This window comes from Gemmatimonadota bacterium, assembly GCA_021295815.1.
Taxonomy (GTDB): domain Bacteria; phylum Gemmatimonadota; class Gemmatimonadetes; order Longimicrobiales; family Gaopeijiaceae; genus JAGWBQ01.
On sequence record JAGWBQ010000005.1, the window covers coordinates 40,068 to 58,363 of the forward strand.

The window sequence follows — 18,296 nt, forward strand, 5'->3', positions numbered from 1 at the left end:
CGCACGCCGTGAGCGACGGCGCACGGCATGATGGCGGTCGGGTGCCGACCGATGGGGCCGAGCTGCTCGAGCTCGAACGCGAGGCGCTGGAGCGGATCGGCAAAGCGTCGGACGAAACCGAGCTTGAGAGTCTCCGCGTCGGATATCTGGGAAGGAAGAGCGGAAGGGTCACGCGCGCCATGCGCGGGCTGGGCGGCATGGCTCCGGAAGCCCGGGCGGCATTCGGCAAGGCGGCGAACCAGGTCAAGCGCAGCGTAAGAGAGGCCATTGGAAAACGGGGCAGGGAGCTGACCGCGGTCGGCGCGCTCGCCCTCGCGGACGGCGTCGGGATTTCCGGCGCGCCCTCGCTAGCGCCGGCGTCCGACCGGACTCCCTCTCCTGCGGACCTCTCCCTTCCTCCACGCCACCCGTGGCGGGGGGGTCTCCACCCGGTCACGAGAACGGTACGGGAAATCTGCGCCATCTTCCGCGATCTCGGATTCACTCGCGCCCGAGGGCCGGAAGCCGACACGGAGTGGTACAATTTCGAGGCCCTCAACACCCCCCTCGACCATCCGGCGGCCGACGAGCAGGACACCCTTTACCTGGAAGGGGGACACCTCCTCCGCTCCCACACCTCGCCGGTGCAGATGCGCATCCTGGAGAAGCACGAACCTCCGGTCCGCATCGTGGCGCCGGGCTGGGTCTACCGGCGCGACACCTACGACGCCACCCACACCCCCGCCTTCATGCAGATCGAGGGGCTGGCGGTCGACGAGGGCATCACTTTCGTCGACTTCAAGGCGACCCTGGCCGAGTTCGCGCGTCGCTACTGGGGCCCCGACACGCGTATCCGCTTCCGCCCCTCCTATTTCCCGTTCACCGAACCCAGCGCGGAGGTGGACGTCAAGCGAATCGTCAGGAGGAAGGACGGCTCCGAACGCGCGACGGACTGGATTGAGGTCATGGGGGCCGGCATGGTCGATCCGGCCGTGATCGCCAACGCGGGGCTCGACCCCGAGCGCTTCACGGGCTTCGCGTTCGGGATGGGACCGGGGCGGATCGCCATGCTCAAGCACGGCGTCGACGACCTGCGCCGCTTCTTCGAGTGCGATGTCCGGTTTCTGGAGTCGCTCGTCGGGAGGCCGTGGTGAAGGTTTCCTACCGCTGGCTTCTCGACCTCCTGCCCGGCGCGGCGCTCGATCCGGACGAATTGGCCCGCAGACTCGCGCTCCGGGGAGCGCCCGTGGATGGCGTGTCGGAGCCCTGGGGAGCTCTCAAGGAGATAGTTGTCGGCCGGGTGACGGAGACCCGACCTCATCCTCGCGCGGACCGGCTCACGCTCTGCACGGTCGACGCCGGCTCCGGCGAGCCCCTGTCCGTGGTGTGCGGCGCCCCCAACGTGGAAGTCGACGCCTTCTTCCCGTTCGCTCCGGTGGGCTCGATTCTCCCCGGAGGCGTCAAGCTCAAGCGCGCCCGCATCCGAGGAGAGAGTTCGCACGGCATGCTCTGCTCCCGAAGGGAGCTTGGGCTTGGCGACGACCACTCGGGCATCCTGCGCATGGAGGGCGAACACGAGCCCGGCGCCGGCTTCATCGAGGCGGCGGGGCTCGACGACCTGACTCTCGACGTCGAGATCACGGCCAACCGGGGCGACCTCCTCTCCCATCTGGGCATAGCCCGCGAGCTCGCCACCGACACTTCCGGGCCTCCCGAGCTCCCGCCTCTTTCCGGGGCCGGCGACCTCTCGTTGGAATGGAAACGCTCGCCGTCCGAGCCGTCGACTCGGCCGCGCCCGACGGAGGTGTCCGCCGCCGGCGTCAGCATCAGCGTCGAGGAGCCCGAGCTCTGCCCCCGGTACGTGGGCGCGGTGGTCCGCGGCGTCGAGGTCGGACCCTCCCCCGGCTGGCTGCGTCGCAGACTCGCTGCGGCGGGTTCGCGCCCTGTCAACAACGTGGTCGACGCGACCAACTACGTTCTTCTGGAGCTCGGCCACCCCCTCCACGCCTTCGACCTGGGCAAGCTGCGCGGCTCGGCCGTACGCGTACGCACTCCCCGGATCGACACGGGCGCGGGCGCCGGAATCCCGGCCACCCGGGCGGGCGAGAGTCGCTTCACCACTCTCGATGGGGAGGAGCGGTCTCTCGACGACTCCATGCTCATGATCTGCGACGCCGAGGGACCGGTGGCGGTGGCCGGCGTCATCGGGGGGCGAGACTCCGCGGTCGGCGACGACACCACCGAGATTCTGCTGGAGTGCGCTCTCTTCGACCCCAGGTCGGTGCGCAGGACGCGCCGGGCGCTCGGTCTCTCCACCGACGCCTCCTACCGGTTCGAGCGCGGAGTCGATCCCACCGGTGTCCGGGACGCGGTCGAACGCGCCCTCTCCCTGATACTGGCCGTCGCAGGGGGAGAGGTCACCGGGCCGGTCCTCGACTGTGCGCCGGTCCCCTTCGAGCCCACCTCCATCGAACTCAGGCCGGCGCGGATCGAGCGCTTGCTCGGTGTCCCGTTCGCGACGAACAAGGTCAGGAAGCTCCTCCATCCGCTCGGCTTCACGGTCGGCGAGGAGCGGAGCGGCCGGGTGGCGGTCGAGGTCCCGGGCTTCCGGAGCCACGATGTGACCCGCGAAGTGGACCTGATCGAGGAGATCGCCCGCACCTGGGGTTTCGACCGCTTTCCCGACGACCTGGGCAGCTTCCGTCCGAGCACGGTCCCCGACGATCCGTTCTTCCGGTTCGAAGACGAAATCCGCGACGAGCTCGACGCCCGCGGTCTCCTGGAAATCCAAACCCCCGCCTTCGTTTCCGAAGCCGAGGGCGAGGTTCGGCTGCAGAATCCGCTCACGGCCCCGGAGCCCGTGGTCAGAAGGGACATCCTGCCGTCGGTCTTGCGAACGGTCGAGCGCAACTTCGCGCTCGGCAATCGCGATCTGAGGCTCTTCGAGCTCGCGACCTCGTTCTCGGCGCCGCCGCAGGAGGGCGCTCCGCCTCGCGAGGAGACCCGCCTGGCCGCGGTCGTCACCGGTCGAAAGTGTCCCACCCATTGGTCGACGAGTTCGGCCCTCGACTTCGACTGCTGGGATCTCAAAGGGCTGCTCTTCGACTTGGCGCGCATGGTCTGGGGTGCGGAGGCAAGGGTCGAACCGGAAAACCGGCTCCCGCCGAGCGGCTTCGCGGACCGTTTCGCTCCGGATCGGACCTTCGCGGTCCGGAGCGCGACCGACGTCAAGGACGTTCTCGGCGCAGGCGGACTCGTAACCGGACTCGATGCGCCCGCCAAGGCCGGAGAGGTCTGGGCGTTCGAGCTTGCTCTTCCCGAGCGTCCCGTCCGTTCCGGAACGCCCGTCGCCGCCGAAATCTCGCCGTACCCGGCCAGCGAACGCGATCTGGCGCTCACGGTACCTGATGAGATAGACTTCGCCGCGGTCGAAGAGAGCATCTTGGGCTACGCCGGCGATCTCTTGGAGAGCCTGGTGCTCTTTGACCGTTACAAGGGTAGCAGTCTGACAGGGTCCGATCGCTCCTCGCTCGCATTCCGCCTGCGATTCCGCTCACCGAAGCGTACGCTGAAGGATCGGGAGGTGGATCGGTACGTCGCGCGAGTCCTCAAGGCACTGGAGAGATTGGACGTTGAGCAGCGAAGCTGAATTGGGGGGAGGATCCGCATCCGCGAACGAGGCGCTGGCGAACCTCGAGGACGCCGTAGCGTCGCTCGCGGACGCCCATACCGACCTCGTGGACCGTCTGGCCGCGGAGTTGAAGAACGCTTCCCGATTGAACCGCCTCCTGGAATCGCAAGTGGGAACCGAGGAGCCGGGTTCCGTGCTCCGGAACCTCGAGGAGCTGCAACGGGAGAACGGGGAACTTCGGGCCAGACTCGACGCGGGCAGAGCGGCCATCGAACGAACTCTGGCTCGTCTGCGTTTTCTGGAGGAGATCTGATGGCCTCGACACAGGCGGAAGTCACCGTACGCATGGGCGGACAGGATCACGTCATTCGAGCGGAGGGCGAACAGGCTCAGCTCGACGCCTGCCTCAAGGAGTTCACGGACCGGTTGGAGACCTTCAAGTCGCAATCGCCCGGAATCGCCGAGCGTCGCGCGGTCATCCTGGCCGTACTCGCCATCGCCGACGATCTTCTCGCCGCCCGGCGCGAACAGCAAGTGCGCGAGGAGAAGCTGCGCCGCTGGGCCGAGAGTCTGCGCGCGCGCATCGAGTCCACACTCGATACCGACCCTGCCTGAACGGCCCATGGAGAGAACTCCCACGGCATTGGCACGGCACCGCATCCACTCCGGACCGCCGTCCGCGGAACACTAGTGCTCTCCTCCGCTCTCTTTGCGACGGCGGGCCTGCTGCTGGGCCTGATCGCCGGGATTCTCGTCGCCCGCAGGCGGGAACGGGCCGGAACGCTCGCCGTCCAGGTGGCCAGGGAGGAGGCCGACACCCTCCTCGCGCGGGCGACGCTGGAGGCGGAGAGCCTGAGGCGGGAGGGCGAGCTGGCCGGTCGCGAGGCGAGCTACCGGCTCCGCGAGGAGTGGGAGCACGAGGAGGGCCGGCGTCGCAAGGAGGTCGAGCGACTGGAACGCAGACAGGTGAACAGCGCCTCCGCCCTGAGCGATCGTGCCGAGCGGGCCGACCGCCGGGCCGAGCGGCTCCGCGAGCGGGAGTCGAGCCTCGACGGGCGCGCGCGATCGCTGGACGCACGCGAGAGCCAGGCGAATCGCACCGAGAGCGAACTCCGGGAACGCACCGCCGAACTGGATCGGAAGCAGGTCGACCTCGACCGGCTCGTCATGGAGCACTTCGAACGTGGCACGCGACTCGAAGAACGCGAGGGGCGGGTGCGCAAGGCTCTCGAAGAGATCGCCGAGCTGAGCGCCGAGGAGGCCAAGCAGACCCTCGTCGAGATGATGCGCGAGGAGGCTCGTCTCGATGCGGAGCAGAGCCTGCGCGAGATCGTGGAGCAGGCCCGCGCCGACGGCGAGGACGAGGCCCGCAAGATCATTACCGCCGCCATCCAGAGAATGGCGGCCGAGTGCACCGCGGAGAGCACGGTCTCGGTCGTCGAGCTTCCGTCGGACGAGATGAAGGGACGGATCATCGGTCGCGAGGGCAGGAACATCCGCTCGTTCGAAAAGGAGACGGGCGTGAACGTGATCATCGACGACACCCCCGGTGCGGTCGTGCTCTCGTGTTTCGAACCACGTCGCCGAGAGGTGGCCCGGATCGCGCTCGAGCGTCTGGTCGAGGACGGCCGCATCCATCCGTCGCGCATCGAAGACCAGACCCGTCGTGCGCGGGTCGAGATCGAGAAGACCATGCGGGAGGCGGCGAGCGAGGTCATGCGCGATCTCGGGATCACCGGCGTCCCGCACGAGATCCACCGGCGCCTGGGGATGCTGCACTTCCGCACTTCGTTCGGACAGAACCAACTCCAGCACAGCATGGAGGTCGCCTGGCTCGCGGGGACCATGGCCGCGGAGCTCGGTCTCAACGTCGAACTCGCCAAGCGGGCGGGGCTCCTGCACGACATCGGCAAGGGCTTCCCCCACCACAAGGAAGGAACGCACGTGGAGCTGGGCTATCGGCTCTGCAAACGCCAGAACGAGCACCCCATAGTGCTGAACGCCATCAAGGCCCACCACGATGAGGAAGACCACCTCTTCCCCGAAACCTTCCTCGTCACTGCGGCTGACGCCATCAGCGGCTCCCGGCCGGGTGCGCGGCGCGAGATGGCGGAGGACTACGTCAAGAGGATCGAGAAGCTGGAGGAGATCGCCATGACCCATGATGGGGTGGAACGGGCCTTCGCTCTCCACGCGGGACGTGAGATCAGGGTAATGGTTCAGCCTGATGCCGTGGGCGACGACGATATCGGACCGCTCTCGAAGAAGATAGCCAAGCGCCTGGAGGATGGGCTTCGCTTCCCCGGCAAGATCAAGGTCCTGATCGTCCGCGAGACCAAGGCCGAGGAATACGCCCAATGACTCCTGCGGAATCGCCGTCCCGGGACCGACCTAGGAGAGCCTTATGAGCGCCGAGATCATCTCGGGGAAGTCGATCGCCCAGGAGTTGCGATCGGAAATCGAAGACGGCATCGCCAGGTTGAAGGACGCGGGCGGGCCGACGCCGGGGCTCGCGACCGTGCTGGTGGGAGAAGATCCCGCCTCGCAGATGTACGTGGACATGAAGAACCGGACCGCCGCTGCGCTGGGCATATCGTCGCGCCAGATCACGCTCGACGCCGATGCGACCCAGGACGAGCTTCTAGGTCTGGTGGCCGGCCTGAACGCCGATCCGGACGTCCACGGCATCCTGGTCCAGCTACCTCTGCCCCACGGAATCGACGAGGCTGCGGTGCTGGAGGCGGTCTCTCCTTCCAAGGACGTGGACGGCTTCCACCCGGTGAACGTCGGACGACTCTCCACGGGCTCCGGCTTCTTCTTCGCGCCGTGTACGCCGGTCGGGGTGATCGAGATGCTGGTACGCAGCGGCAACGACCCCTCGGGGAAGCACGTGGTGGTGGTGGGTCGCTCGAACATCGTCGGACGGCCGCTGGTGAACCTCCTCTCCCGCAAGGGACGGGGCGGAAACGCGACCGTCACCGTATGCCACTCGCGAACTCCCGATCTGAGCCTCCACACCCGTCAGGCCGACATCCTGGCGGTTGCGATCGGCAGACCGGAGATGATAACCGGCGAGATGGTAAAGCCGGGCGCGGTCGTCATCGACGTGGGCACCAATCGGGTGAAGGCTCCGGGGCGGTCCAAGGGATACAGGGTATGTGGGGACGTGCTCTTCGACGAGGTGAGCGAGGTCGCTTCTGCGATCTCCCCGGTGCCGGGCGGCGTAGGCCCGATGACGATCACCATGCTGCTGGCCAACACGCTGCGCTCGGCGGAGATCGAGTTCGAGGCGAAACTTGGCGGTTAGGGTCCCCGGTCCCAAAGCCGTCTGGTCGGTCTGGAGGATCAACCAGGCCGCGAAACGGCTTCTCGAGAGCCAGACGCGCCTGCTCTGGGTGGCCGGCGAGGTCGGCAGTTGGACGAGGTCCCGGTCCGGCCACCGCTACTTCACTCTGATCGACGAGCGGGCGGAACTGCGTTGCGTGCTCTTCGCCGACGATGCCTGGCGGCTGCCCATGGAACCGGAAAGAGGCGCGAGCGTTCGCGTTTTCGGACAGCTCACCATCTACGAGGCCCGAGGCAGTTTCCAGCTCCGGGCGAAGAGGATCGAGGCCGAAGGCGGGGAAGGGCTCTGGCAGATAGCCTTCGACCGTCTACGCTCGCTCCTCGATTCCGAGGGGCTGCTCGACCCGGCCCGTAAGCGCCGGCTTCCCGCGCATCCGCAGACCGTCGCGGTGGTCACCTCCCCGGCGGGGGCGGCTGTCCACGACGTGCTGTCGGTGGTCGGGCGCAGGGCGCCTTGGGTGCGAGTGGTGGTGAGTCCCACCGTCGTCCAGGGCGAAGCCGCCGCCGAACAGATAGCCCGGGCCATGAAGAGGGCGACGGAACACGACCCGGCCGTTATCCTCCTGTGCAGGGGCGGCGGAGGACCCGAGGATCTCTTCGCCTTCAATCAGGAGCCGGTCGCGCGAGCCATAGTCGAGTCGCCGGTGCCGGTTCTCACCGGGATCGGTCACGAGGTCGATCGGACCATCGCCGACCTCGTCGCCGACCGCGCGGCCCCGACGCCCTCCGCCGCCGCGGAGCTCGCGGTCTCCCACGCCGGCGACACGCTTTCCCAGCTGACGGCAACCGGGACCGTGCTGCGAGAGTGCCTGCGGGACGTGGCGCGGTCGCGTCGCCAGCTCTTCCGGGAGCGCTCGCTGGAGCTGGAGAGGGCGGGAACGAAGATGATCGACCGGTTGCGCGGTCGCGTGGCGGGAACTCGCTCCGAAATGGAGAACGCCGTGCACGGCGTCACGGCCCGCCGAAGGCGGGAACTCTCCGAATCGGCCGCTCTTCTCGACTCCATATCCCCTCTTGCCACACTGGCCCGCGGCTACTCGGTCGCTCGCGATGCCCACGGCCGCGTTCTCAGCCGTCGCGCCGACTTCCCGACGGACTTCCGCTTTTCGCTGAGGGTGACGGACGGGGAAGTGGCGTGCCGCGCGTCCGGGGACGCCCTGTGAGTCCGGAAGAGTCCGTGAACGTTCGGCAGAGCTCGCCGGCGGATCGGTCGGAAGGGGATGCGCGGAACGTCGAAAGCCACCTCGCCCGGCTCGCCGAGATCGTTTCCGAGATGCAGTCCGGGCGCTTGGGGCTCGACGAGACGCTCGCCCTCTTCGAGGAAGGTATCGAACACGTCAGGATCACCGAGCAGGTGCTCACCCGCGCCGAGCGCAAGGTCGAGGAGATCATCGAGGGTGGACGTACGCGACCGTTCGCCGAAGAGCGCACCGGCGACCGGGGCCCGAGCTCGAAGTAGGGCAGCAATGGCTCCGCCCGAAGACGCCGCCGGCATCGAGCTGGCCCACTACCTCCGTGAGGGGAGGGGCAAGGTGGACCGCGCTCTCGACCGCGCAGGGAGCTGGCTCGCGGAGGGGCTGGGGAATCTCGTCGCGGACAAGATCAATTCCGCCAGCGCCTACGCCGTCTCGGGCGGCGGCAAACGCATACGACCGCTTCTCTGCGCGGCGGCCTACCGGGCCTGCGGCGGGCAGGCTTCCGACGATGCCCTCTTCGACTTCGCCGCCTCCATCGAGCTCGTGCACGCATCCTCCCTCATGCACGACGACCTGCCCTGCATGGACGACGCCGAGCTCCGGCGGGGGACACCGGTGCCGCATCTCGTCTACGGAGAACGCGCCACCATGCTCGCGGGTGCCATCCTGATTCCCGCCGCCGTTCTTCTGGCCTTCGAGTCCTCGGCGGCCCTCGAATGCGGAACCGACGGCGGCCGGAAGGCGGCCATCGCTCTGGCACGGGCCTCCGGCGCACCCGGCATGGTCGGGGGGCAATGGCTCGACCTCATGGCCGAGAACCGGGTCCTGAGCATCGAGGAGCTCGACGACCTCCATCGCCGCAAGACGGGCGCCCTGCTCGCGGTCTCTCCGGAGATGGGGGCACGGGCCGCCGCCGCCTCGGCGGAGAGGATCGAGGCGCTTCACCGCTACGGAGCCTCTCTCGGACTGGCCTTCCAGATCGTGGACGACATCCTCGACGCGACCGGTGATGCGGCCACCTTGGGCAAGGAACCGAGCGATGCGGAACTCGGTAAGTCGACCTATGTTTCGCACTGGGGCGTGGAAGCGGCCAGGGCCAGGGCACGCGAGGAGGCCGAGCGAGCTCTCGCCGCCCTCGACGGGGCAGGCCTCGGCACGCCCGTCCTAAGCGCTCTCGCCGAGCTGGTCGTAAGCCGTCGGCGCTAACCGGCTTGCTCGCGAGACCAGCATGGCAAACCTAATGCCAGGAGGCATGCACCATGTCAATACTTGATCGCATAAACTCGCCGGAAGATCTGAGACGTCTCCCGGCGGAGAAGCTGGAAGAGGTCGTGTCGGCGGTTCGCGACCGCCATATCGACGTCGTGGCCAGCAAGGGCGGTCACTTCGGCGCCTCCTTGGGCGTGGCCGAGATCACCGTGGCGCTCCACTATGCCTTCGACACGCCTCGCGACCAGCTCGTGTGGGACACCGGGCACCAGGCCTACATCCACAAAGTGCTCACAGGCCGCAACGAGAAGTTGCCGACCATAAGGACCTTCAAGGGTTTGGCGCCATTCCTGAGACGCGACGAGTCCGAGTACGACACTTTCGGCGCGGGCCATGCGGCCACCTCGATATCGGCGGCCTGGGGCATGGCGGTGGGGCGCGACCTCGGCGACGAGGACTTCGACGTGGTCGCGATCATCGGGGACGGAGCCATGGGCTGCGGTCTGGCCTACGAGGCCCTCAACAACGCGGGCCATACCGACCGGGATTTCGTGGTCGTCCTGAACGACAACGACATGTCCATCGCCCCAGCCGTCGGCGCACTCAACAAGTACCTCACCGGCGTCATGACCAGCCGGATCTACGACCGCGTGCGCGGGATCGTCGGAAGCGTGCTCAGACGCACTCCCACCTCCCTGGGCGACACCCTCGAGGAGGTGGCGGGCAAGATCGAGGACGGCGTCAAGCACGTATTCGGCCCCGGCATGCTCTTCGAGGAGCTGGGTTTCCGCTACGTCGGCCCCGTGGACGGCCACAACGTCGACGAGCTCGTGCGCACCTTCGAAAACGTCCGTCGAATGAAAGGGCCGATACTGGTGCACGCGCTCACGACGAAGGGGAAGGGCTACTCCCTCGCCGAGGGCGACCCATGGACCTGGCACGCGTCCGGCCCCTTCGACCGCACCACGGGGGAGGGAAGCGCCTCGGGGCCGTCCTCCCGTCCGCGCTACCAGAAGATCTTCGGCAGAGGGCTCATCGAGCTGGCCGACCGAGACGAGCGCGTGGTGGGCATCACAGCGGCAATGCCGGACGGCACCTCCACCGACATCTTCCAGAAGGCGCACCCGGACCGCTATTTCGATGTGGGGATAGCGGAGGGCCACGGCGTCACCTTCGCCGCCGGTCTGGCTACCAGGGGTGTCAAGCCGGTGGTGGCCATTTACTCCACCTTCCTACAACGCGCCTTCGACTCGATCGTCCACGACGTCGCTCTCCAGCGACTGCCCGTGGTTTTCGGCATGGACCGGGCGGGGATCGCCGGAGCCGACGGACCCACTCACCACGGCGCACTGGACATCGCATACATGCTCGCCGTCCCGGGGATGACGGTCACGGCGCCGAGGAGCGGCTCCGAGATGCTCGCCCTGCTTCGTCTGGCGCTCGATTCGAACGAGGGGCCGTGGAGCGTGCGCTGGCCGCGTGATCGGACCCCCGATGACGTACCGCCGCTCGCCAGGATCCCGAAGGTCGAGCCTTTCACATGGGAGATTCTGCGGGAGGGTTCGCGGTGCGCCATGCTCTGCGTCGGCACCATGGTCGAGACCGCCCTGGAGGTGGCCGGACGCCTCGACGAACGGGAGGTCGACGTCACGGTGGTCAACTGTCGTTTCCTCAAGCCCTACGACCGCGAGAAGTTCACCCGCCTCGCGCAAGGCCACGAACTCCTGGTCACGATGGAGGAGGGTACGGTGACCAACGGCTTCGGGGCGTTCATGGCCAGGGAGTTGGCGGATCTCTCGTTGAGCCGCCCGCCGCGCACGATCTCGCTCGGCATGCCGGACGACTTCGTCGAGCACGGCTCACGGGAGGAGCTGCTCGCGGACATCGGGTTGGACGCGGGCAGCGTGGCGGACAAGGTGCTGGCGGCGCTGCAAGCCCCAATGAAGATGACCGTTGCCGCCGGGTAAGCGGCACCGAACGGCTACCGCGCTCGACGCCGGGACGTGAGCAGGGTAGGCGGGTTCGGACCGGAGGTGCGCACCGCAGGCGTGGTGCTGCGGAAGAGACTCCCGGAGACTCCCGTCATCGGCCGTCTGGTCTCGTTCGCCGCCGAGCGCGACATCGCCCTCTCCTTCGAGCCGGACGAGGAACGGGCGCCGGAGCCGGACGGGCTGCTCGGAACTTCGATCCTTCGTCTGGGATCCGGCCCGAGTCCGGACCTGATCGTCTCCCTCGGAGGCGACGGGACCATGCTCAGGGCGGCGAGGCGAGCCATGGACCTGGGCGTGCCCGTGCTGGGCGTGAATCTGGGCCGGCTGGGCTTCCTCACCTCCGCTTCGGAGGCCGAGATGGAGGAGGGGCTGGGCATGGTGCTCGCCGGGAAGGCAAGACTCGACAGACGGTTCACCCTCACTGCGGAGATCGACGGCGACGGCGGGGAGCTCGTGGAAGCGCTCAACGACATCGTCGTCCACACCGTGGGCGCGGCTCGCGTGGCCGCCTTCGAGCTTGCGATGGCCGACGAGGGCGACGACCAGCTCATAGGCGACTTCACCGCCGACGGCGTAATCGTCACCACTCCCACCGGATCGACGGCATATTCGCTCTCGGCCGGAGGGCCCATCATCTCGCCGGGCGTGGAGTGCCTGGTCGTGACGGCCATCTGCCCCCACTCCCTGACCGTGCGCCCGCTCGTGATCCCGGCCGACGCCGCGCTGCGGATTAGGACGCCCGACGCCGGCGAGGAACTGAACCTGACCGCCGACGGACGTTTCTCGGGCAAGCTTTCAGCCAACCGCGAGGTGCGCATCCGCAGAGGGAAACGCAGTTGCGAGCTCGTCCGCCTTCCGGGCCATACCTTCTTCCGCACAATGCGCAGGAAACTGAATTGGGCGGCTCGTCCTCCAGAGAGAGGATGAGGTGCTGATCGAGATCCGGGTCAGGAACTACGCCGTCATCTCGGAACTCATCGTCGAACTCCACCGAGGACTCAACGTTCTCACGGGAGAAACCGGTGCCGGCAAGTCGGTCATAGTCGGCGCGTTGGCGTTGATAATGGGTGCGCGCGGCTCCGTCGACGTGATTCGGGTCGGGGCGGAAAAGGCGATCGTCGAGGCGGTATTCGACGTGCACGGGAACGCCGAGATCGAACAGGCGCTGGAGACGGGGGGCTTCGAAATCGAAGAAGGTCTTCTCATTCTCCGTCGCGAGATCGCGGCCGCAGGACGCAACAGAGCCTGGGTGAACGGCTCGCCGGCCACGGTTTCCGTCTTAGCTTCCCTCGGTTCTCACCTGGTCGACATACACGGACAGCACGAACATCAGTCGCTTTCAAGGCCGGGTGCGAGGGCCGATCTCCTCGACGCCTTCGCCGGGGCCGGGCCGGCGGCGGCGCGCGTGCGTGATCTCCACCGCGAAAACCTGCTCGCCCGCGACGCTCTCACATCGCTGGAGAAGGGCCTGAAGGAGACGGCACAGAGAGCCGGCTACCTCCGCTTCAAGCTGAGCGAGATCGAGAATGTGAATCCGACGCGAGACGAGGACGACGAGCTGCGCCGCCGCGCGAGCACGCTCGAACATTCCGAGGACCTGGCCCGAGGCGCCGCGCAAGCCTACGAGCTGCTCTACGAACAGGACGGCTCGCTCACCGAGCAGGTGGACGTCGTCCGCTCCGCGCTTGAAGGGCTCAGCCGCTTCGACCCGGCTCTGGCCGAAGAGGCGGCCCGCGTCGGAGAGGCCGGCATGGCCCTGGAGGAGGTCGGACGTGCGCTGGGCGACTACGCTTCCCGTATCGATCACGATCCCGCCGAGCTGGCAAGGTTGCGCTCGCGGTTGGACGAACTTCAGAGGATCGGACGCAAGTACGGGCCCGACCTCGACGACGTGCTCGCCGCAGCCTCGGAAGCTCGCCGCGAACTCGAGGCGCTCGACTGCTCCGCGAGGGATCTCGCAGCTCTCACGGCGAGGTGCGAAGAGGCTTCGGCCGGTCTGGAGCGCGCTGCCGCAGGCTTGACCGAGCTCCGCGACGCCGGGAGCGCCCGCCTGGCGGAGGCGGTGGCGGGCATCCTGCCGGCGCTGGGCATGGAAGGGGCGCGCTTCGTGGTCGAACTCGCCGCTAGGGACGAAATTACCGACGACGGAGCCGAGCGCATCGACTTCCTGGCCACGGCGAACCCCGGCTTCGACCCGGCGCCCCTGAGCCAGGTGACGAGCGGAGGAGAGCTTTCGCGCATCATGCTGGCCCTACGGGCCGCATTGGCGTCGGCTCACGGCACTCCGGTCCTGGTCTTCGACGAGGTGGACGCGGGCGTGGGCGGAGCGGTGGCGAACAGCTTGGGAACCAAGCTTGCCGAAGTGGCGTCCGAACACCAGGTGATCGTGGTCACCCATCTCGCCCAGGTCGCCTCCAAGGCCCGGACTCACCTCGTCGTGGAGAAGGCGGTCGCCGCCGACACCGTCACCGTGTCGATCAGGCGGATCCGGGGGCGCGAACGGGTCGGAGAGATCGCCAGAATGCTGGGTGGCGATCCTCGGTCCGCAGCCTCTCGCCGGCACGCCCGCGAACTGCTGGGTAGGGGAAGGCGCGGCGATCGAGCCTGAAGGAGTCTCGCCCTCGCTGGCTCGACTTCACGCATGTCGGCAGGTCACGGTTCCGCTCGCCGAGCGTACTGGAGCTTTGGCGGCCCGGGATCTTCCGGACCCGTTCGATCCGCGCTGACCGGTCGCGGCGACTGCGGCCTGCCCAGGTCGCACCGATCACGGCCTGGCGGGTATCCGGAAAACGGTCCCTCGCGGCCGGCGCCTCGGCCTCCGGCGCCTCCGGAATATCGACTTCGCGTTCGTACATGGAGCCCCCGTTGACGTATATGGAGCCCCCGTTGAAGAGTCCTCACCCTCGCCCGCCCGCGCACCGCGCGGCCCCCGCTGCCCGAGCCCTGCTCGCTGGGCCGGTCCTGCTCGCCGCACTCGCGCTTACCGGAGTCCCGCTCCCGCTGACCGGTCGGCAGGAGCCCGACCTCTTCTCCGCTCTCGAAGCCCGCCATATCGGACCTGCGGGCATGAGCGGACGGGTTTCGGACATCGAGGTCGTCCTGTCCGATCGGGACATCGTCTACGTGGGATCCGCCACCGGCGGCGTCTTCAAGTCGGTCGACGGCGGAATCACCTGGAACCCCGTCTTCGACGGGCAAAATGCGCTTTCCATCGGCGCGGTGGCGGTCTTCCAGCCCAATCCCGACGTGGTCTGGGTGGGAACCGGCGAAGGCAACCCGCGCAACAGTGCAGGTGTGGGTCGCGGTCTCTATCGCTCGCTCGACGGAGGCGAAACCTGGGAGAGTCTGGGGCTCGAAAACTCCGAGCGCATTCACCGGATCGTCACCCATCCCGTCGATCCCGACATCGCGTACGTCGCGGCCATGGGGCCTGCCTGGTCCGACGGCAGAGAGCGCGGCCTCTACCGCACTCGGGACGGAGGACGAACCTGGGACAACGTGCTGCGGCGGGGCGAGCGTACCGGGGTGGGCGACGCGGTCATGGATCCGTCGAATCCCGATCGTCTCCTGGTCACTCTGTGGGAGTTCCGTAGAGAGCCCTGGTTTTTCGACTCGGGCGGTCCGGGTTCGGGGGTCTTCCTGACTGCGGACGGCGGCGACTCCTGGCGCGAACTGACCGCCGCCGACGGCATGCCCGAAGGCGACCTGGGCCGAAGCGGGGTGGCCTTCTCCGCCTCCGACCCCGACGTGGCCTATGCGCTCGTGGAAGCGGAGAAGTCGGCGCTACTGCGCTCCGACGACGGCGGAAGGAGCTGGCGAACGGTCTCGGACGCTCCGGGCATCAATCCGCGTCCGTTCTACTACGCGGACATCCGCATCGACCCCAAGAACGAAAACCGCATCTACCGTCTCGCCTCGACGGTAGATGTGAGCGAGGACGGAGGTCGTTCCTGGAGGACCGTGGTGCCCAGCGCCATCGTTCACGGCGACATCCACGAGCTCTGGATCGATCCCGACGACCCGGAGAGAATGATCCTGGGCGAAGACGGCGGAATCGCGTTCACCTACGACCGCGGCGACAACTGGCGCTTCGTTGAGAATCTGCCTCTCGCGCAGTTCTACCGCATCGAGACCGACGACGCCGTGCCCTTCAACGTCTACGGCGGACTCCAGGACAACGGCTCCTGGTACGGTCCGAGCACGGTCTGGGAGAACAAGGGCGTCCTCAACGCACACTGGCGCAGGGTAGGCAGCGGCGACGGCTTCACCGTCATGCCGGATCGCTCCGACCCCGACCGCTACGGGTACTCGATGTCGCAGGGCGGCAACCTCCAGCACTTCGACAAGCTGACCGGGGCTCGACGCTCCATCCGTCCGGCTCACCCCGACGGCATCGACCTCCGCTTCAACTGGAACGCCGGTCTCGCCTGGGATCCGCACGACCCCGAGACCATCTATCTGGGCAGCCAGTTCCTGCACCGAAGCCGCGACCGGGGGCGCACCTGGGAGATCATCTCGCCCGATCTCACCACCGACGACCCCCTCAAGCAGCGGGCCTGGGAGAGCGGCGGCCTCACCACCGACGCCTCCGGAGCAGAACTGCACACGACGATTCTCTCGGTTGCTGTGAGCCCTCTGGAGCCTGGCGTCATCTGGGTGGGGACCGACGACGGCAACGTCCAGCTCACCATGGACGGCGGTGCGAGCTGGACCAACGTCGCTCCAGCCGTGCCCGGGCTTCCCACCGGCATCTGGATTCCCGACGTCCAGCCCTCCCGGCACTTCCCGGGACGCGCATACCTGGTGGCGGAAGACCATCGACGGGGCGACTGGACCACCTACTTGTACGCGACCGAGGATTACGGGGTGACCTGGCGCCCGCTCGCCGGCGCCGACGTGGACGGCTTCGCTCACGCCATCGAGGAGGATCCGGTGGAGGAAAACCTCCTCTTCCTGGGGACCGAGTTCGGGCTCGAAGCGAGTCTCGACCGTGGCTCCAGTTGGGAACCCTTCAGGGCGGGCGTACCGGTCGTTCCGGTCCGTGACCTGCGCGTCCATCCTCGCGACGGGGACCTCGTGCTCGGCACGCACGGCAGGGCGGCGATCGTGATCGACGACGTGCGACCTCTCCGCGAACTTGCCGCCGCCCCCGAGATCGTCGGAGGTGGGATACACGTCTTCAAACCGCCACCTGCCCGACGCGTCACGGTCGCCGAGGCCATCGGATATCGTTCCACGGGACATGCCATGCAGCAGGGCGAGACCCGGCCGGTTGGAGCTCTGATCTCGTTCTGGACGCCCGAGGAAGGCGAGGTGGTGATCGAGATCGCCGACACCAGCGGCGCCCTCGTCTACTCCACGTCGGTCGAGACCGGGGCGGGCGTCAACCGAGAGGTTTGGAACCTTCGTCCCGGAGGCGATGCCGACGAGACCGTCTTTCCCTCGCAGCTCGCGGTCCTGCCCGGCAGCTATGCGGTTCGAGCGCTCGCCGGCGACGAGGTGTCCGAGGCGACTCTGGAGGTGGTCGCGGACCTGCGGACGGGTGTCGGCCCCGCCGAATTGATCGCCCAAAGGGAGGCCCTCAACGAGGCCAACGCAGCGGTCAGGGAGGTCGACGAGGCCAGGGAGCGGTTGACCGCCGTCGTCGAGGGCGTGGAGACGGTCCTGAACACGCTTCCTCAGGATTCGGTCGGCCTCGTCGAGATGGGTGAAGAGCTGCTCGGCGACCTCCGGGACACCGTGCGCCGGCTCTTCACGGGGCCGGAGTGTCAAGGCCTGTGCGGTCGCCGTACCGTCGCGCGCCTGGTGGGCGCGCCTGTCGGTCGGATCACCGGCGAGGAGGGATCGCCGTCGGCTAACACCCGGGTCATGATGAGGCAGGCCCGAGCGGCGGCCGATGAGATAGTCGAGACCGTCGAGACGATCATGGAGGGGCCGGTCGCCGCATACCGGGAGCGCCTGCGAGCGGCGGGCTACGTGCCCTTCCATGAAAGCGAGGTCTGATGTTCCGTTCCGTTCTGCTCTGGGCTTCCACGAATCACTTTCTTGCCAGTCGTCTCCCGCAATTCGGCCCGGTCAAGAGGGCGACCAAGCGGTTCATGCCTGGCGAGCGACTGGAGGACGCTCTCTGGGCGGCCGGTGTTCTGGCCGGGGAAGGCATCCGTACCACCATCACGCAGCTCGGCGAAAACCTCGACTCGCCCGACGACGCCGACGCGGTGCTGGAGCACTATCTTAAGGCCGTCGAGCTCATCCGGGCGTTCGAGCTCGATGTCGAGATTTCGGTAAAGCCCACACAGCTCGGTCTCGACTACTCCTTTCCCGACACGCTGGACCGGCTCGGACGACTGGCGCGCGCCGCGCGGCCTGTTCCGGTCTGGATGGACATGGAGGGCTCCCCCTACGTCGATCGGACCCTCGATCTTCTCAAGGCCATGCGGGAGGAGGACGAGCACGTCGGGGTCTGCATCCAGGCCTACCTCAGGCGAGTCGAGGACGACCTGCGGAGCCTCTTGCCGCTTGGCACCTCTCTCCGACTGGTGAAGGGGGCATATCTCGAGTCCCCTGAGGTCGCGTTTCCCGACAAGGCGGCGGTAGACGCCAACTTCCTGCACATCGCCCGTCTGATGCTCGAGGCGAAGGCGGCGGGAGGTGAGGGGCGGCCGGTAATCGCCACCCACGACCCCCGGATGATCGCCGGAACCGAGGCTGCGGCCACCGAGCTGGGGCTATCGCCCGGAGATTACGAGTACGCCATGCTCTACGGGATCGAGCGGAACGAACAGGCGCGACTCGCCGAAAAAGGCCACCAGGTGCGTGTCCTGATCAGTTACGGAGAGGAATGGTTTCCGTGGTACATGCGAAGACTGGCCGAGCGACCGGCGAATCTGTGGTTCGTTCTCAAGCAGATCGCAGGCAGCCAGCGTAAGCTTCCCGCCCGCTGAC

At 67.7% G+C, this 18,296-nt stretch carries 14 protein-coding genes; all 14 read left to right on the top strand.

Annotated elements, in window-relative coordinates; translation table 11 throughout:
- Positions 1-41 precede the first annotated feature (41 nt).
- The 14 genes from pheS to J4G12_02955 all read left to right on the top strand — a co-directional run bounded on the left by pheS (position 42) and on the right by J4G12_02955 (position 18,295).
- Positions 42-1,133: a phenylalanine--tRNA ligase subunit alpha gene (pheS, locus tag J4G12_02890; protein MCE2454753.1), complete on the top strand. Its 1,092-nt coding sequence runs from the start codon at positions 42-44 to the stop codon at positions 1,131-1,133.
- A complete protein-coding gene (locus tag J4G12_02895) occupies positions 1,130-3,628 on the top strand; it encodes a phenylalanine--tRNA ligase subunit beta (GenBank protein MCE2454754.1) in 2,499 nt (832 codons plus the stop codon). The genes pheS and J4G12_02895 overlap by 4 nt, the downstream gene beginning before the upstream one ends.
- The gene (locus J4G12_02900) at positions 3,612-3,923 is read left to right on the top strand and encodes a hypothetical protein (protein ID MCE2454755.1); all 312 of its coding nucleotides are present in this window, start codon (positions 3,612-3,614) and stop codon (positions 3,921-3,923) included. Before J4G12_02895 ends, J4G12_02900 begins: the two co-directional genes overlap by 17 nt.
- Positions 3,923-4,225, top strand: a complete 303-nt coding sequence (locus J4G12_02905; protein MCE2454756.1) for a cell division protein ZapA — start codon at positions 3,923-3,925, stop codon at positions 4,223-4,225. Before J4G12_02900 ends, J4G12_02905 begins: the two co-directional genes overlap by 1 nt.
- Positions 4,226-4,300: 75 nt before the next feature.
- Positions 4,301-5,971 carry a ribonuclease Y gene (rny, locus tag J4G12_02910; protein ID MCE2454757.1) on the top strand — a complete coding sequence of 557 codons (1,671 nt, stop codon included), beginning with the start codon at positions 4,301-4,303 and terminating at the stop codon, positions 5,969-5,971.
- A 43-nt stretch (positions 5,972-6,014) separates the two neighbouring features.
- Positions 6,015-6,917, top strand: a complete 903-nt coding sequence (locus J4G12_02915; GenBank protein ID MCE2454758.1) for a bifunctional 5,10-methylenetetrahydrofolate dehydrogenase/5,10-methenyltetrahydrofolate cyclohydrolase — start codon at positions 6,015-6,017, stop codon at positions 6,915-6,917.
- On the top strand, positions 6,907-8,118 hold the full coding sequence (gene xseA, locus J4G12_02920) for an exodeoxyribonuclease VII large subunit (protein MCE2454759.1): 1,212 nt from the start codon (positions 6,907-6,909) through the stop codon (positions 8,116-8,118). Before J4G12_02915 ends, xseA begins: the two co-directional genes overlap by 11 nt.
- A 110-nt stretch (positions 8,119-8,228) precedes the next feature.
- Entirely contained in the window at positions 8,229-8,414 is a 186-nt protein-coding gene (gene xseB, locus J4G12_02925; protein MCE2454760.1) for an exodeoxyribonuclease VII small subunit, read from the top strand.
- A gap of 7 nt (positions 8,415-8,421) precedes the next feature.
- Positions 8,422-9,357 carry a polyprenyl synthetase family protein gene (locus J4G12_02930; GenBank protein MCE2454761.1) on the top strand — a complete coding sequence of 312 codons (936 nt, stop codon included), beginning with the start codon at positions 8,422-8,424 and terminating at the stop codon, positions 9,355-9,357.
- A 53-nt stretch (positions 9,358-9,410) separates the two neighbouring features.
- Complete coding sequence (gene dxs / locus J4G12_02935; protein MCE2454762.1) at positions 9,411-11,327, top strand: 1-deoxy-D-xylulose-5-phosphate synthase; 1,917 nt, start codon at positions 9,411-9,413, stop codon at positions 11,325-11,327.
- A 36-nt stretch (positions 11,328-11,363) separates the two neighbouring features.
- Positions 11,364-12,278 (top strand): NAD(+)/NADH kinase, encoded by a 915-nt coding sequence (locus tag J4G12_02940; protein ID MCE2454763.1) that lies wholly within the window; start codon positions 11,364-11,366, stop codon positions 12,276-12,278.
- A gap of 1 nt (position 12,279) precedes the next feature.
- Positions 12,280-13,959: a DNA repair protein RecN gene (recN, locus tag J4G12_02945; GenBank protein MCE2454764.1), complete on the top strand. Its 1,680-nt coding sequence runs from the start codon at positions 12,280-12,282 to the stop codon at positions 13,957-13,959.
- Positions 13,960-14,237: 278 nt separating this feature from the next.
- On the top strand, positions 14,238-17,354 hold the full coding sequence (locus tag J4G12_02950) for a hypothetical protein (protein MCE2454765.1): 3,117 nt from the start codon (positions 14,238-14,240) through the stop codon (positions 17,352-17,354).
- On the top strand, positions 17,354-18,295 hold the full coding sequence (locus tag J4G12_02955; protein MCE2454766.1) for a proline dehydrogenase family protein: 942 nt from the start codon (positions 17,354-17,356) through the stop codon (positions 18,293-18,295). The genes J4G12_02950 and J4G12_02955 overlap by 1 nt, the downstream gene beginning before the upstream one ends.
- The last annotated feature ends 1 nt before the right edge of the window (position 18,296 follow it).

Excerpts from the sequence above, each read along its gene's own strand:
- J4G12_02905 (MCE2454756.1), top strand. The coding sequence starts at position 3,923 with ATGGCCTCGACACAGGCGGAAGTCACCGTACGCATGGGCGGACAGGAT.
- J4G12_02915 (MCE2454758.1), top strand. The coding sequence starts at position 6,015 with ATGAGCGCCGAGATCATCTCGGGGAAGTCGATCGCCCAGGAGTTGCGA.
- xseB (MCE2454760.1), top strand. The coding sequence starts at position 8,229 with ATGCAGTCCGGGCGCTTGGGGCTCGACGAGACGCTCGCCCTCTTCGAG.
- J4G12_02930 (MCE2454761.1), top strand. The coding sequence starts at position 8,422 with ATGGCTCCGCCCGAAGACGCCGCCGGCATCGAGCTGGCCCACTACCTC.
- dxs (MCE2454762.1), top strand. The coding sequence starts at position 9,411 with ATGTCAATACTTGATCGCATAAACTCGCCGGAAGATCTGAGACGTCTC.
- J4G12_02955 (MCE2454766.1), top strand. The coding sequence starts at position 17,354 with ATGTTCCGTTCCGTTCTGCTCTGGGCTTCCACGAATCACTTTCTTGCC.